Source organism: Chitinophaga pinensis, assembly GCF_007896845.1.
GTDB lineage: Bacteria > Bacteroidota > Bacteroidia > Chitinophagales > Chitinophagaceae > Chitinophaga > Chitinophaga pinensis_C.
In genome coordinates, this window is the sequence record NZ_VOHS01000007.1 from 111130 (window position 1) to 127747 (window position 16618).

The following is a 16618-nucleotide window of genomic DNA, read 5'->3' on the forward strand; positions in this document are numbered from 1 at the left end:
CTGATAATCATTGTTAAATCATTGATACCAATGAGGCGTTTACATATTTATTATATTTAAATGCCTCATTTTTTTTATTTTTGGTAGCAGAACTGCTACCTATGAAAAAGTATCCCATCCTCCTGTGCCTGCTGTTTCCTGCTCTTATGGGTTATACGCAGAGATTGACCTCCGCCGATAAAGCCGGAGATGATACCCTTTCACTTGTAAAGATTGAAAAAGCCGGTAAGTACGGCTTCACTGATACGTCAGGGAAGGTTGTCATTGCCCCGGTGTATGACGCGATTGGCCCATTTCAACACGGACTGGCACTTGTGAAGAAAGGCAAGAAGACAGGTTATCTGTTACCAGATGGAAAGACATCCTCATTGAAATATGACTCTGCCTGGGTAAAAGAAGGTCGCTACCATTTTGTAAAACTGGATGGTAAAGTAGGGCTGCTGGATGATAAAGGTAAAGAACTGGTAGCACCGAAATATGAAGAAGTGAACGGCATCCGGGACGGCTATGTATCCGTGAAACAGGGTGGTAAGTATGGAGTGATCAATCCACAGGGTAAAATGGTGCTAAAGCCTGAATACGAGCGACTTGGTTTCGTGACCAACGGTACCATGCTGGTATATATTGATGGTAAATGTGGCCGGGCTGATCTGGTGAAAGGAAAAGTAGTAATGACCGCCTATGAGAAGGTAGGCCCTTTCCGGGACGGTATGGCCTGGGTAAGACAGGATAAGAAATTTGGCTTTATTAATACAGATGGTGATCTGGTGATCCCGGTGATGTATGACTGGGTGGGTAACTTCAACGAAGGACTGGTGGCTGTAGCAACAGAAAAGAAGTATGGCTTTATCAACAAAAAGAATCAGGTGGTAATTGCCCAGAAATATGATAAGGCATATACTTATACCAAAGGGAAAGGCATGATCAGACAGAACGGAAAGGTAGGTTATGTAGATATGGACGGCAACGAGACCTGGGCGGAAGCCGCGCCGATATTGCCGGCTGCCCATGGAGCTGATGGTAAGTAATATGATATATAAGTCCAAAAGGGCTAAACGAATATAAAAGCTCCCGTCATTGGCGGGAGCTTTTCTTTACCCGATCCGGTAAAAAAAGTTCAAACTCCTCCGTCATCATGTTATATTAGACATGTTTTTATTACCTTTGCAGCCAAATTCAAAAGCCCCAAAGGGTCTAATTTACATTCAAAATAAAGTAATACATAAAACATTATGTCCGGTCAGCTTAAAGAAGTTCGCAACCGTATAAAGTCAACACAGTCTAACCTGCAGATCACCAAAGCCATGAAAATGGTAAGTGCTGCCAAGCTGCGTCGTGCACAGGATGCTATCTTGCTGATGCGTCCTTACGCGCTGAAACTGCAGGAAATGTTGCAGAACATCGTTTCCAACAGTGAAGGAAGCATTGATCTGGCTCTGGCTGCTCAGCGTCCTGTAGAAAAGGTACTGCTGATAGTGATTACATCTGACAGAGGATTATGTGGTGCTTACAATTCCAACGTGATCAAAATGGCCAAGCAGGTGATCCGCGAGAAATACGAGGAGCAGTTTGAAAAAGGCCATGTTGAAATACTGCCTATCGGTAAAAAAGGCTACGAGCACTTTTTGAAAAATGGGTATAAACTGAATGATTCTTTCTGGACCCTGTTCCATAAACTGGATTTCGAACACGTTAAACAGGCCGCTGCTTTTGCAATGGAAGGTTTTGTAAACGGTGAATATGATGCCGTTGAAATCATCTACAGCGAATTCAAAAATGCTGCTACTCAGCGTTTTGTAGCCGAACAGTTCCTGCCGGTTGCACGTGTGGAAAGCACAGATGCGAATACCAGCCGCGCTGACTTCATCTTCGAACCAGAAAAGAAAGCTCTGATCGCAGAACTGATGCCTAAAATCCTGAACACACAGCTGTACAAATCCATGCTGGATGCAAATGCTTCTGAGCACGGTGCCCGTATGACTGCGATGGATAAGGCAACTGAGAACGCAAACGAACTCTTACGTTCTTATAAGATCTCTTACAACCGTGCACGTCAGGCGGCTATTACAACCGAACTGACGGAGATCGTGAGCGGTGCAGCAGCGCTGGAAGGTTGATCTTAAGCAACTTATACACATCAGATTAACATCGAAAGATTTTGATTTCTTCATAAGGGTCAAAGGCTGTATTTTCGGCCTTTGACTTTTTTGTTTTGCAGGCGTGGCAAAGGCTCCGGCCTTTTCTGCTCCGGATATGGATATTGAAAACCGCATCATGGAAATTTCTCAGATCATACCACACATAGAATCCTTGATATTTGCTGCAGACCGGCCATTGCCGCTGCTGGATATACTTGACCTGCTGAACAATGCGCTGGCTTTCCTCGAAGACAGGGCCACGCTGGAGCAGGTAGAAGCCTCCCTCGAAGCGATCAAGGAAAAGTACAGTACTGAGTTCTATGCTTTTGAAGTAAGAGAAAGTGGCGGTGGCTACCAGTTCCTGACAAAAAAGGAATACTATCAGACGGTAGCACAGCTGAATGGTGACAAATTCCTGAAGCGTCTCTCTACAGCCGCTCTGGAAACGCTCGCGATCGTTGCCTACAAACAACCGATCTCCAAAGGCGAAATTGAGCATATCCGTGGTGTAAGTACCGACTATTCTATCCAGAAACTGCTTGAAAAAGAACTGATTGTGATTTCCGGCCGTAGCGAAAACCTGCCCGGTAAACCACTCTTGTACGCTACCTCCAAAGCCTTTATGGATTATTTCGGTCTGAACTCTCCGAAAGACCTGCCAAAACTGAAAGAGGTATTTGACGATGAATCCATCCAGCCTACCCTGATCGGTCTGGAAGCAGAAGCTAATGACGAAGAGGCCCGTAATATGGTCGTTTCCGAAACCGGCGAACTGGTAGAACAGGATGATAACGCCGAAGGCCCTGAGGCACATCTGAATGGTCGTAAAGTATCTACAGACGAAATCCCTGTAACAGATACACCCGATAAAAAGAATAATGATCTGCAGGCAAAGCTCTTCCTGCCTTTTGATGAAGAAGCTCCTCAGAACGAAGCTGATGCAGCTGCCGAAACAACAGAAACAGATACTGCAAATGTGAATGAGGATGAGGACAATGCTACCAGCAATGATAACGTCGTTGCCGGCACAGAAATCCCAACCATCGATGAGGCATTAGAGGAAGAACCAGCAGAAGCAGATACAACTACTACGGACACAGAAGAAGAGGAAGAAGTCACTTACGCAACAGAAGAAGAACTGGCCGCCTTTATGAATGCAGCCGCAGACGTAGTGCCGAATGAAGATGAGGATGATGAGGACGATGACGATGAGGATGATGAAGGCGATGATTCAGAAGACGAGGAAGATAACGATGATGATGAGGAGGATGAAGAAGATGAAGATGATGAAGATGATGAAGAAGACACAGACGATGATGACAGTGACGAAGACGAAGATGACGATTCAGATGTAGACGATGAGGATATAGACGATGACGATGAGCAGGAAGCTAAGGATAAAGAAAACGACGACGCTGCATTCGCAGCCGCAGCTAAGGAAGACTTCGATGGAGAAGATATAGACGATGAAGACTTTGACGAAGATGATGACTTCGATGATGAAGATGACGACGACGAAAAGAGATAAAATCTAATTATAAACAAAAACGCCGGATAATGCTGATTAATGCATCATCCGGCGTTTTCTATTTCATTCCCCCACAACTGTGAAAAGGGGATTAACCCTGTTTTTTACAACCACCAGCCTGAGTACCTTCGCACCCACACCGCGACCTGATTAAGCTTATTTACCCCCATCTATAAAAACATCATAATGAAAAAAACTGTACTGTTTTTAACACTGATCATCTTCTCCCTTTCCTGTGGCAAGGATACCGGCACAGCTTTATCTGGCGGCTGTAATTACAACGGCCATCCCCTTAACAAAGGTGCAAGCGGTGGCTGTTATTACACCAATAGCAGTGGCAATAAGGTATATGTTGACAGGTCTTACTGCAACTGTCTATAAAAGACAAAAGCCCGGTGCAAGCCCGGGCTTTCTTATACACATTAATAATGTAGCAGTTATAAATTTAATCGTCCGGCTGTATCCAGGCAATGGCAGATGGAGCTTGCGGGCCTTAGTGCTTTGAAGTCTGCTGAGCCCATGCAACCAGGGGTTTAATCCACCCCCACAGCTCAAATCTCCAAAACAAAGCTCCATAGCAAGCAACTTCAAAGCACTACAGCCTGCAAGCCCATACTGCCTTTGCCGTCAGCGGTCCCTCTCACTAAAGACAACAGCCGTCCAAAACACACAGTCAGCAGTCCCTGTCTCTAAAGACAACAACTACAATCCACTCACCACCGCCGCAAAGATCTCACTCAGCTTCTTATCCGCCGTCCCTGCCACCGCAATAATCTCCTCTATCGACACGGGATGCAGATTATCCGGATCACATTCATCCGTAATCACTGACACCGTCGCACAAGGCAACTGCAACTGATTCGCCACAATCACCTCCGGCACAGTACTCATCCCCACAATATCCGCTCCGATCGTTCTCAGATACCTATACTCCGCCCGCGTCTCCAGATTCGGCCCTGTCACCGCCGCATACACACCATTTGTATGCATCTTATGTCCCAACGCAGCCGCTGCATTTAACAACGCCTGTCCTAACACAGGATCATACGGACGACTCATATCCGGAAACCGCGGACCGAAATCCGGTGAATTTAACCCCCGTAGCGGATTATCCGTCTGCAGATTGATATGATCATCCAACAACACCATATCTCCCTTCATATACGCCTTATTGATACCCCCCGCCGCATTGCTCAGCAACAGGAACTGCACACCCAATGCTTTCATCACACGAATAGGAAACGTGATCTGCTGCATAGTATACCCTTCATAATAATGAAACCGTCCCTGCATTGCAATAACCGGCGTCTCACCAATATGCCCGTAAATAAGCTGACCTTTATGAGATTCTACAGTTGACTCAGGAAAGTGAGGAATTTCGTGGTAAGGAATCGTCTTTTGAATCCTGATATGGTTCACCAGTTGGCCCAGACCTGTGCCTAATACAATCCCTACACGGGCAGGCTGGAGGTCTTTCAGAAATGCGGCTGTTTCTTTTATCTGCTGTTGGAGCATAAAAATCAATTAGGAATTACGAATTAGGAATTGAACATCAGCGATGTCCCTGAATATTTCGCAATATAGTCAGATACTATAAATGCGACAGGCATTTAGTTGCATGCACTGCCACCAAAGCAATGAATTCCTGATTCGTAATTCCTGATTGTCTTTAGTCAAGATTAACAACGGAAATATTCTTCCATCTCACTTTAATACCGCCACCAGAGTGGATCTGCAACGCGATCTGACCATTGGCAGCACCGATCTTATCATCCGTGAGCGTGATCATTTCATGCCCGTTCAGGATGGTAGTGACTTTATCGTTTTTAACGATGACTTTCATCGTATTCCATTCTCCCTGTTTAAGGTATTGCTCTTTCTCCGCAGCAGGCTGTATCAGCCATCCACGGCCATAAGATTCATAGATACCGCCGGTATGCTTACCAGCAGGAGCTACTTCTGCCTGCCAGCCGGTGATCTTGGTGCCTTCTATGGAAGAGTGGAAAAATACGCCGCTGTTACCATCTGCTTCCTGTTTGAACTGCACGGTCAGTTCGAAGTTTTTGTAAGACTGATCCGTAGCGAGGTAGCCATATTCTTTGTCGGGGCCACTTTCGCAGACGAGCGTACCATTGTCTACATACCATTTCTCGGTACCATAGACTTTCCAGCCGTCAAGGTTTTTGCCATTAAAGAGTGATTGTTTCTGTGCAAACGTGAAATTGCTGCCAACGAGCAGGGCAGCCAGCAAAAGGAGTTTCTTCATTTTTCAGAACGGTTTTTTAAGCTACAGGAGGTAGCGGGTGACGTGTATACCTTAAATGTAAGAAATGAAAGCTGTTTATGCCAGCGGGGAGTGAGGAGTGGTAGAAAAATAAAAGGCGTCCCGCTGTCAGCGGACGCCTTTTAGAATAGGTTTTATTACAGTTGCCGGTATTAACGAGCGACGTTTACAGAACGTTTTTCGCGGATTACGGTTACTTTGATCTGACCCGGATATTGCATTTCTGTCTGGATCTTGTTAGCGATCTCGAAAGACAGACGGTCAGCATCATTGTCCGTTACTTTATCACTTTCAACAATTACACGCAGTTCACGACCAGCCTGAATAGCGTAAGCTTTTTCTACGCCGTCATGAGCAACTGCCAGGTTCTCCAGATCTTTGATACGCTGCAGATAGCTCTGCATGATCTCACGACGCGCACCGGGACGAGCACCGCTGATAGCATCACAAGCCTGTATGATCGGAGAGATCACGTATTGCATTTCCATTTCATCGTGGTGAGCGCCGATAGCGTTTACTACAGCAGCATGCTCGCCATATTTCTCAGCCAGTTTCGCACCGAGGAGGGCGTGGCTCAGTTCAGTTTCTTCATCAGGTACTTTACCAATGTCATGCAGCAGACCAGCACGTTTTGCCAGCTTAGGGTTCAGACCCAGTTCAGCGGCCATTACAGCACAAAGGTTAGCCGTTTCTTTGGAGTGCATCAACAGGTTCTGACCATAAGAGGAACGGAAACGCATTTTACCCACCAGACGGATCAGCTCTTTATGCAGACCATGGATACCCAGTTCGATAACGGTTCTTTCACCGATATCCATTACCTGTTCTTCCAGTTGTTTCTTGGTTTTTTCAACTACTTCTTCAATACGTGCAGGGTGGATACGACCATCTTGTACCAGACGCTGCAGGGACAGACGGGCAATCTCACGACGTAATGGGTCGAAAGACGACAGTACAATTGCTTCAGGGGTATCGTCTACGATCAGGTCAACACCGGTTGCAGCTTCGATAGCACGGATGTTACGACCTTCACGACCGATAATCTGACCTTTGATCTCATCACTTTCAAGGTTGAATACAGTGATGGCGTTTTCGATGGTCTGTTCAGCAGCAGTACGCTGGATAGACTGTATGATGATCTTTTTAGCTTCTTTGTTCGCTTTCAGTTTAGCATCCTCGATGATTTCCTGAATGTGTGCGAGCGCCTGTGAGCGAGCTTCTTCTTTCAGACTTTCAATGAGCTGGTGACGGGCTTCTTCAGCAGTCAGTGCAGCTACTTTTTCCAGACGGCGGATATGTTCTTCCTGATGTTTTTCCAGTTCAGTGCGTTTTACAGCAACCAGTTCCATCTGGCGGGTCAGGTTTTCCTTGATCGCCTCATTTTCCTGTGTCTGCTTCTGGATATTTTCAGTTTTCTGATTCAGGGACTGTTCTTTCTGCTTGATACGGTTTTCTGAGTCAGCTATTTTCTGGTTACGTTGTAATACCTCTTTCTCATGCTCACTTTTCAGCTGTAGGAATTTTTCTTTCGCTTCCAGCAACCTGTCTTTCTTCAGATTCTCTGCAGTAAGTTGTCCTTCGGCTACTATTTTCTGTGCCTGTAATTCAGCCTCCTGGATTTTATGCTGTGTGTTTTTGGCAAATATCACCTTACCTAACAAAATACCTATGATCAATGCCACTACTGCAGCTATTGTCGATATTAAAGTAACTTCCATACAAATTTTTTAATACTTGATTTATGTTGCATTCCTTGCCGCGTCCCATTTCCGTGGAAAAGTAGAGGGTTTAGAACTTGATTCGCGAAAATACAAAAAAGAATGTGCGAAACGACGGGATCAGAAGCTGATACGCAGTTGTGTGGTCACTTACAGGAATGTCCTATAGTTGATAAATGGATAAAGCGTTGATTATGTTAGTAGTATGCTGTCTTTTTATTTGAATACGTTACTATCTGCTAATCTACTTTTTCAAAATATTTTAGTGCAACACAGCGCCGGGTTGGTCAGTAATTAATTTCAGAACAGCTGCCCGGGCACGCCCCGGATCTTAATTTCTAAACGCTAATTTCTGCTTATTTCAGCGAGTTGTCCAGCAGCTCTTCAAGATGCTGTAACTTCTCTTCCAGAAATGGCGCAAGGCCTATCTGGATCTTACCCCCACTCGTGACCGGATGGGTCGCATACATGATAAGTACCATCGCAATATAATCCTGCAGGTCCTTACCAGCATATGCTGTCTTAAATTCTACTATCTTTTCGTTCACCTCCTTCATGGTACGGCGTACTTCCTCTTCCTCTTCAGGCTTGATCTTAATGCGGTATGACCTGTCGGCCACCACAATATTAATGGGAATCAGCGGATCCATGTGGATTTGTTTTTTAACTAACTGTTTAACAGTGCAATACAACGATCAATCTCCTTGATATAGTCATTGATCTTATTGCGCATTTCCTTCCTGAATTCTTCATCATCTTCACGGCTGGCTGGTGTCCCCTGACTGGTTGCACCCGCCATCTTTGCCAGATGGAGCTTGTTTTCAAGTGCAGCGATCGTTTCGTGCTGGGTCGTCAGCGTACCTTCCTGCGTCTGTAACTGCTCTTTCAGCAATACATTCTCAGCCTGCACCTGTTGGAGCTTTTTTAACAACAGGTGAAGTTTATCATCGATCCTTTGTATGTACTGCTCTAAAGCCAAGTCTGTTGTGAATTACTGATTAGGAATTACAAATTACGAATGAAACGGCTTTTTGTTTAAAACAGTCAACGAATTACGCATGATTTTTCTTCATCCATAATTCGTCAACTGCAACTGTTGAACTATTTTCTGATCTCCGCCTGTAACTGCCCTTCAAATGCTTTTACCAGCTTATCCATTACTGCATCGATCTCTTTGTCAGTAAGGGTTTTCTGCGCATCCTGAAAGGTGAAGCTCACCGCGTAAGATTTCTTGTTGGCGCCCAGCTTTTCACTTTCAAACACGTCAAACAGGTTCAGATCCTGTAAGAGTGCAGACTTAACCGTCTTCGCAGCTGCCTCAACCGCCGCAAACTTAACCTGTTTGTCAAGGATAAGCGCAAGGTCACGACGTACTGCAGGGAACTTCGGTATTTCCTTGTAAAAGTTATCGCTTTTTTGCAGTAATCCCAATACAATATTCCAGTTGATGTCGGCAAACCATACCGGCTGCTTAATATCAAATTGTTTCAGCTTCTGTGCACTAACCGCGCCAAGATTTACAACCGGCTTGTTTTTGACACGGATCTGCCAGCCGTGCTGTATGCCGTCAGTCTCCTCTTCTGCCCACTGCAGGCCATTGATGCCCAGCTGACGGAACAGATTCTGTACATACCCTTTCAGGAAGAAGAAATCAACCGGTTCTGCCTTATGCATCCAGCTTTCTGTTCTCTTCTGACCAGTCAGGTAAAGGCTCAGGTGAGCAGTTTCTTCATATTTACCCTGTTCCTGTACGGCGTAAGTATTACCGAATTCGAAGAACAACAGGTTGTCATTACGACGGTTCAGGTTGTGCGATACACTCTCCAGACCGGTCTCCAGCATAGAAGGACGCATGACATCCAGATCAGCACTAAGACTGTTGATCATCTTTACCGTGCGCTCCAGTACTTCCGGTGTAAAGTATTTGCTGTTGGTAATAGAGTTGGTGAATATTTCGTTGAATCCATTCGCTGCCAGATAGTTAGCCGCTTTCTCACGTACCTTCTCCTTGTCAGGTTTCGGATTCGCAGCCGGTGTGATCAATACCTGAGATGGAATCTCAATATTGTCCAGACCGTCAATACGCATTACTTCCTCCACTATATCAGCCGGGATGCTGATATCAGGTTTGCTGTAAGGCACACTCACACGCAGCTTTTCACCATCGCGTTCCAGTATACCAAAACCAAGGCTGCTGAGGATGTTTACAATTTTATCCTCCGGATAAGCCTTGCCGCTCAGTTTACGGATATAAGACCAGGTGCTGGTCACCTCCGTCTGCTGCTTAGGCTGAGGATATACATCAATTACTTCAGATGCCGCCTGACCACCTGCCAGTTCGCAGATCAATGCAGCCGCACGCTGTAATACATACACAGTGCCGGAGATATCCACACCTTTTTCAAAACGGGCAGCCGCATCTGTACGGAGACCATGACGGAAAGAGGTAGGACGGATGCTCGCCGGACTAAACCACGCGCTCTCCAAAAATATGTTCTGTGTCGCATCTGTCACACCGGAACGTAAACCACCAAATACACCGGCAATACACATTGGCTCGCTGTTGCCATTACAGATCATCAGATCAGCAGCATCCAGCTTACGCTCTTTTTCATCCAGCGTTACAAATAAAGTGTTCTGTGGCAGATTCTTAACAATCACCTTGTTACCGGTAATCGCATCCGCATCAAATGCATGCAGCGGCTGACCGGTTTCATGCAGGATGAAGTTGGTGATGTCCACAATATTATTAATAGGTCTTACACCTATCGCCAGCAGCTTGTTCTTCAGCCAGTCAGGAGAAGGAGCAATCTTCACACCGGTGATGGAGATGCCGCTGTAACGCGGACAAGCAGTCTGGTTCTCGATTTCCACACTGATAGCAAGCGGGGTAGCTGCTTTCGGCAGAGCCGTTAAGGCAGGTACTAAAGCTTTGTGATTCAGCGTGTTTTCGGTATTGTTCAGGTACGCACAGACGTCTTTGGCAACCCCCAGATGGCTCATAGCGTCCATTCTGTTAGGCGTCAGACCAATCTCATATACCCAGTCCTGTACAGGTTTAAATACTTCACGGGCCGGTGTACCAGCTTGCAGGGAAGCATCCAGTACCATAATGCCGGCATGACTGCCACCCAGACCAATCTCGTCTTCAGCGCAGATCATACCATGACTTTCCTCTCCACGGATCTTCGCCTTCTTCATGGTCAATGGTTCACCGCTGACAGGGTAAATAGTCGCACCTATCGGAGCGATCACTACTTTTTGTCCGACAGCTACATTGGGAGCACCACATACGATATGCAGGGGCTCACCCTGACCGGTATTTACAGTTGTCAGTCGGAGTTTATCGGCATTGGGATGCGGGGCTACCGTCAGGACTTCGCCGATCACCAGTCCTTCGAGGCTGCCTTTAACGGACTCGAATTGCTCCAGGCTTTCCACCTCAAGACCTATGCGCGTTAAAATAACAGATAGTTCCTCCGGTGTGGGTTTAACCGGCAAATAGTCACACAGCCAATTGTACGAAATAGTCATTTGTAAAATTATATAAGTGCGTAAAGTTAGTGTAATTCATGCATAGTCCATAGGCAGTCAGCCGATTCATATACAAGGGTTACATTATACTAATGCTACGTTAATGCTACGTGATGAACGTAGCATTAACGTAGCATTAGTATAATCAGAGTATAGTATAAGCAGGAATCAACCCATAAAGCGGGACACTTTATCAATATACGAAATATAAACGATTGAACCTGAAGAGAATGAATGTACTGCGGACCGTCATACAAAACAAGTGAAATATACGCGTGCAGATCCGTTTTGCCAGTCATTTATACTGGCAAAAGTGTCTCGTTCGAAGAAGGGACGAACAAGCGACGAACTAGCGACGAATCTGCGACGGCCAAATGATATTTTCCAGATGGTTATCAACCGGATAGCGAACGCTGCTATAATTACAGCGAGCCAATGTGCAAAACAACAAGTCAAGGTGAATAAACTTTTTTGCACATATTATGTGAATATCCCACCTTTGCATGTGAAGTGTGTGTATAATAAGTGGATAATGAAATGCCAGTCAGTGTATAACTGCCATTTTGCGGGTGCATAACATGTGGATGTCACCTTATAAATTATATACCCGGGCAAATTGTAGAAAATGAAAAAATGCGGTTACCTTAGTTTTTACGGCCCAAAAAAGTTTACAATTTCATAAAATGTCAATAGCTCAGCTGGTACAATAAAATTGTAATTATAACTAAGGAAGCCACGACATATAACTTTTTGATTAACAGACTAATCACAAAATATATAAATGGATCTCAATCTTAAGAAGGACCGCAACGTACGGCGCAAACCGTCCGTTGACGTATCTACCATGATGTACGGCAAGATTCCTCCTCAGGCAAAGGAGATGGAAGAGGCCGTATTGGGAGCCATTATGTTGGAAAAAGGCGCTTTTGACACGGTAGTAGAGATATTGAAAGGTGAATGTTTTTACGTAGAAGCACATCAGAAAATATTTACAGCGATGACCCGCCTGGCTGGTAAATCCATGCCGGTGGATATCCTGACTGTAGTGGAAGAACTACGCTCCATGGGTGAGCTGGAAGTAGTGGGAGGTCCTTATTATATTACCCGGTTAACCAACATGGTGGTATCGTCCGCCAATATAGAGGCGCACGCCCGTATCATCCTGCAGAAGTTCATCCAGCGTGAACTGATCCGTATCTCCGGTGAGATTCTGAGCGAATCTTACGAGGATACGGCCGACGTGTTTGATCTCCTCGACTCTGCTGAAAGTAAACTGTTTGAGGTAACCAATAATCACCTGCGCAAGAACTACGACAGTATCGACCGCGTATTGGTGAATACCATGAAACGTATCGAAGACCTCCGTAACAGAGGGGATGATATCACAGGGGTGCCTTCCGGTTTCCCTTCACTCGATAAAGTGACGTATGGATGGCAGTCAACGGATCTTATCATTATCGCGGCACGTCCCGCGGTAGGTAAAACCGCCTTCGCACTGAACCTCGCCAGAAATGCAGCATTGCACCCCCGCTTCCCGAAAGGAGCAGCGGTATTCTCGCTTGAGATGTCCTCCGGACAGATCGTACAACGTATCCTGTCCGCCGAGTCGGAAATAAAACTCGAAAAGATCACCAGAGGTAAACTGGAAGAGTATGAAATGAAGAAGCTGATGACTCATGGTATCGAACGCCTGGCAAAAGCACCCATCTTCATCGATGATACCCCGGCCCTCAACATCTTCGAGCTCCGCGCAAAAGCAAGAAGACTGGTACACAACCACGGCGTAGGAGTCATCATCATCGACTACCTGCAGCTGATGAGTGGTAGCGCAGACGGTAAAGGTTCCAATCGTGAGCAGGAGATCAGTAAGATCTCGCGTGACCTGAAAGGGCTGGCGAAAGAGTTACAGGTGCCGATCCTCGCACTGTCCCAGTTGAGCCGTGATGTGGAAAAACGTAAAGATGGTAACAAGATGCCACAGCTGAGTGACCTCCGTGAATCTGGTGCGATTGAGCAGGATGCCGACATGGTAATGTTCCTGTACCGTCCCGAATACTACGAGATCAATACGAATGAAATGGGTGAGTCCAATAAAGGTGAAACCCACGTTCGTATCGCGAAACACCGTAACGGTCAGCTCGATACCATCAAACTGCGCGCAATCCTCGAATTCCAGCGTTTTGAAGATGATGGTAGTCTGGAAAACCCAGGTGGAGGCAGCAGCAACGCATTCGCAGGTATGCGTAACCACGACGCAGGTGGTGGCGGCAACGATGAAGCGAAGCTGTATATCCAGAAGGGTTCCCGCATGAACGACATGAACTTCGACGAAGGTTTTGAAGACGCTCCTTTTTAGCAAAAGAGATTAGTAGCAATACTGAAAGGCGTCCGACACCGGACGCCTTTTTTATTACCCCCTATTGAAGCAATTATTATGTGGACTAAATATCGTCAGTACTATAAAGACAATTTTCAACTGGCCTATCCGGTCGTGATCTCCCAGCTGGGACACACCATGGTCGCTTTCTCCGATACCATCGTTATCGGTCACACCGGTGATGTGCCACTGGCTGCCGTAGCATTGGGCAGCAGCCTCTTTTCTATTTTCATGGTAGTGGGCATCGGCATGTCCTACGGACTCACACCATTGATCGCACAGGAAAACGGAAGAAAGAATCTCTCCCGTTGTGGTTATCTATTGCGTCACAGTCTTGCAATCAATATCCTGCTGGGCGTTTTATTATCCGCCTTTATTATCATCGGTAGTAATCACCTCGATCTCCTCGGACAGGAAGAAAGGGTACGCGTACTGGCAAAACCCTTCCTGCAACTGCTGGGCTTTTCATTTTTCCCATTGATGATCTTCCTGACATTCAAACAGTTTGCAGAAGGATTGGGATTTACCCGGCAGGCAATGAATATCAGTATCATCGGCAACGTACTGAATATCGTACTTGGTATCGTGCTGGTATATGGCCTGTTTGGTGCGCCTAAAATGGGCGTAGTAGGTGTCGGTATCGCCACCCTGACTGACCGTACTTTAATGGGGGTGGCTATGGCATGGTATGTACTGCGCTCTCCCCGTTTTAAGCCCTATCTGCTGGAATTCAGACAACGGTATCTGTCCGGCGCAGCATTGAAACAACTATTAGGTATCGGTACACCCGTGGCTTTACAATATGTCTTCGAAATAAGCGCATTCAGTGGCGCCATCGTAATGGCCGGCTGGATCGGCGCCCGTGAACAGGCAGCTCACCAGATAGCCATCAACCTTGCATCTATCACCTATATGATGGCAAGTGGCATCTCTGCCGCCGCCGGCATAAAAAGCGGTAACCACTTTGGCGCCGAACAATGGAAAGACCTGCGCTCATCCGCCATTGCCAGTTATCATATGGTACTCGTCATGATGGGTACGACCGCCCTGATCTTCATGTTGGGATGCCGCCTGCTGCCATTGATGTATATCAGTGATCCGCAGGTGATAGATATCGCAGCTCACCTGCTGATCATCGCCGCTTTCTTCCAGCTGTTTGATGGTACACAGGTAGTAGGATTGGGTATCTTACGTGGTCTGGGAGATGTACGCGTACCGACTGTGATCACTTTGCTCGCTTACTGGGGCCTTGGATTGCCGATTGGTTATCTCTTCGGTATCTACCTGAACTTCGGTATACAGGGTATCTGGTGGGGATTGCTGATCGGATTGCTGACCGCCTCCATCCTCTTATTCTTCAGATTCCAACATAAGACAAAAGCAGTATTGGCAGGCGCATATGCAAAATAAAGCTGCCTGACAGATAAAAAGAGCCTGTATCATACTTTTGATACAGGCTCTTTTTATCTGTCAGCATTGTACTGAATCATATCATCCCGATATTTGCAAAAATTAAACAGGCAATCATGTTTTACGCAAAAGACATTACTCCGCAGTCAGGACATTATACCATGGACGAGCCTACTTCAAAATACTGTATCATGGTACTCCGACATGAGAAAGGCGATGAAGTACTGTTAACCGACGGACGCGGTGGCCGTTATACAACCACCATCACTGACGATAACCGGAAGAAATGTATAGTCACCGTAAAACAATATGAACTGATGCCACCTGTATCATCACCGGTCCGTATTGCGATCTCCTTTACAAAGAACTCCTCCCGTATAGAATGGTTCCTTGAAAAAGCTACCGAAATAGGCATGCAGATGATCATCCCGCTGGTGAGCCAGCGTACTGAAAAGGAAAAGTTCCGCGCAGACCGTTTTGAGAATATCCTCGTATCTGCAATGTTACAATCACAACAGTATTATCTGCCTGAATTAACCGCCCCCGCCTCCTTCGATGCATTAGTCCAACAACCGCCCTCACAGCAGCTGTTGATTGCACACTGTCTGCCGGAACAAAAAACACATCTCTGGCAAGCCATGCAACCGGGAAAAGACAGCCTGCTGCTGATAGGACCCGAAGGCGACTTTACCCCCGAAGAAATCCAGCTGGCTTTGGATAAAGGATTTCAACCGGTTTCTCTGGGTGATAACCGCCTGCGTACAGAGACGGCCGGCGTAGTCGGATGTACCATGATGAATGCGGTGAATGCCGGCGGTTAACAATACACATGTTTATCCCTTCTTAGTCGATACGCAAAAGCATTAACAGTTTATGAATACCTATACCTTTAGCAGAAAGAATATCATTATCGCGATATGTGTCGTTTGCATTACTCCTTTGATGGTCTTAACTGCAATAAAAATCAGCTCGTTTCTGGAAAAAGCGAGAGAAGCGGAAATAATGCAACAGATCAGAAATAGTAATACACGGACAAAGTGTAGAGCGCTGTATCAGTCAGCGGATCCCGGGGAAAGAAGAGCAGGAGTAGAATATTTTGTGGGTGGAAGACAGTATAATAAAGAACAGATAATCTCACCCGATTTTTCCATTGACCGTGATGCCTTCATTTACGAGGTGTTGTACGACAGTAAAAAACCTCAGAACAGTTGGGTGAATTTTGATAAACCACTAATGACCAATAGAGATAGTATCAGGACCGGGGCAACAATAGAAACCGTTACTGATAGCACGATTACATTTTCTTATGAATTTTTAAGTGATACACTGTATTGCACAAAAGCCCTCCCGAAGGGAAAAACGGTTAAAAAAGGAGATATCTATGCTATAGAGTACGAATTCAATCACCCTAAACAGGTAAACCTGGAATTAGAATAACCCGGCTTACCGGATTGATATCCGTCTTTAATAACCAATTTACAGATGATGTAAGGGTAATAAACCGCCCTGCCCTGTTGGAAAAGTTAAGATTTAATTGTAGATTACACACTTATAAGGGTATGTAGAACAATGTAACGTCTTTATACTTTTTCACGGTGAAAAACGCTCGCATCCATCCGGATTCCACAC

14 protein-coding genes are annotated in these 16618 nt (G+C 45.8%); 8 read left to right on the plus strand and 6 right to left on the minus strand.

The features are described from left to right. Positions 1 to 101: 101 nt before the first annotated feature. From FEF09_RS09495 to FEF09_RS09510, 4 genes are all read left to right on the plus strand, one after another. Positions 102 to 1028, plus strand: a complete 927-nt coding sequence (locus FEF09_RS09495) for a WG repeat-containing protein (protein WP_146304888.1) — start codon at positions 102 to 104, stop codon at positions 1026 to 1028. Between the two features lie 204 nt (positions 1029 to 1232). Further along, positions 1233 to 2117, plus strand: a complete 885-nt coding sequence (atpG, locus tag FEF09_RS09500) for an ATP synthase F1 subunit gamma (RefSeq protein WP_146304889.1) — start codon at positions 1233 to 1235, stop codon at positions 2115 to 2117. Positions 2118 to 2220: 103 nt separating this feature from the next. After that, positions 2221 to 3666 (plus strand): SMC-Scp complex subunit ScpB, encoded by a 1446-nt coding sequence (scpB, locus tag FEF09_RS09505; RefSeq protein ID WP_261387397.1) that lies wholly within the window; start codon positions 2221 to 2223, stop codon positions 3664 to 3666. Between the two features lie 186 nt (positions 3667 to 3852). Next, positions 3853 to 4047: a hypothetical protein gene (locus FEF09_RS09510; RefSeq protein WP_146304890.1), complete on the plus strand. Its 195-nt coding sequence runs from the start codon at positions 3853 to 3855 to the stop codon at positions 4045 to 4047. A 321-nt stretch (positions 4048 to 4368) separates the two neighbouring features. Here FEF09_RS09510 and FEF09_RS09515 read toward each other — a convergent pair whose 3' ends face one another. From FEF09_RS09515 to pheT, 6 genes are all read right to left on the minus strand, one after another. Further along, the gene (locus tag FEF09_RS09515) at positions 4369 to 5181 is read right to left on the minus strand and encodes a purine-nucleoside phosphorylase (protein ID WP_146304891.1); all 813 of its coding nucleotides are present in this window, start codon (positions 5179 to 5181) and stop codon (positions 4369 to 4371) included. A gap of 154 nt (positions 5182 to 5335) precedes the next feature. Beyond that, positions 5336 to 5932 (minus strand): DUF1080 domain-containing protein, encoded by a 597-nt coding sequence (locus FEF09_RS09520; RefSeq protein ID WP_146304892.1) that lies wholly within the window; start codon positions 5930 to 5932, stop codon positions 5336 to 5338. Between the two features lie 170 nt (positions 5933 to 6102). Then, complete coding sequence (gene rny, locus FEF09_RS09525) at positions 6103 to 7668, minus strand: ribonuclease Y (RefSeq protein WP_146304893.1); 1566 nt, start codon at positions 7666 to 7668, stop codon at positions 6103 to 6105. 356 nt (positions 7669 to 8024) lie between these two features. Beyond that, positions 8025 to 8318 carry a cell division protein ZapA gene (locus tag FEF09_RS09530; RefSeq protein WP_012794805.1) on the minus strand — a complete coding sequence of 98 codons (294 nt, stop codon included), beginning with the start codon at positions 8316 to 8318 and terminating at the stop codon, positions 8025 to 8027. Between the two features lie 17 nt (positions 8319 to 8335). After that, complete coding sequence (locus tag FEF09_RS09535; protein ID WP_146304894.1) at positions 8336 to 8599, minus strand: hypothetical protein; 264 nt, start codon at positions 8597 to 8599, stop codon at positions 8336 to 8338. Positions 8600 to 8769: 170 nt separating this feature from the next. Continuing rightward, a complete protein-coding gene (gene pheT / locus FEF09_RS09540; RefSeq protein ID WP_146304895.1) occupies positions 8770 to 11202 on the minus strand; it encodes a phenylalanine--tRNA ligase subunit beta in 2433 nt (810 codons plus the stop codon). A 781-nt stretch (positions 11203 to 11983) separates the two neighbouring features. Between pheT and dnaB the strand changes: the two genes are divergently transcribed. From dnaB to FEF09_RS09560, 4 genes are all read left to right on the plus strand, one after another. Beyond that, complete coding sequence (gene dnaB, locus FEF09_RS09545; protein ID WP_146304896.1) at positions 11984 to 13558, plus strand: replicative DNA helicase; 1575 nt, start codon at positions 11984 to 11986, stop codon at positions 13556 to 13558. Between the two features lie 78 nt (positions 13559 to 13636). Next, entirely contained in the window at positions 13637 to 14989 is a 1353-nt protein-coding gene (locus tag FEF09_RS09550; protein WP_146304897.1) for an MATE family efflux transporter, read from the plus strand. A gap of 116 nt (positions 14990 to 15105) precedes the next feature. Then, entirely contained in the window at positions 15106 to 15810 is a 705-nt protein-coding gene (locus FEF09_RS09555; RefSeq protein WP_146304898.1) for an RsmE family RNA methyltransferase, read from the plus strand. A 52-nt stretch (positions 15811 to 15862) separates the two neighbouring features. Beyond that, the gene (locus tag FEF09_RS09560; protein WP_146304899.1) at positions 15863 to 16426 is read left to right on the plus strand and encodes a hypothetical protein; all 564 of its coding nucleotides are present in this window, start codon (positions 15863 to 15865) and stop codon (positions 16424 to 16426) included. Positions 16427 to 16618 lie beyond the last annotated feature (192 nt).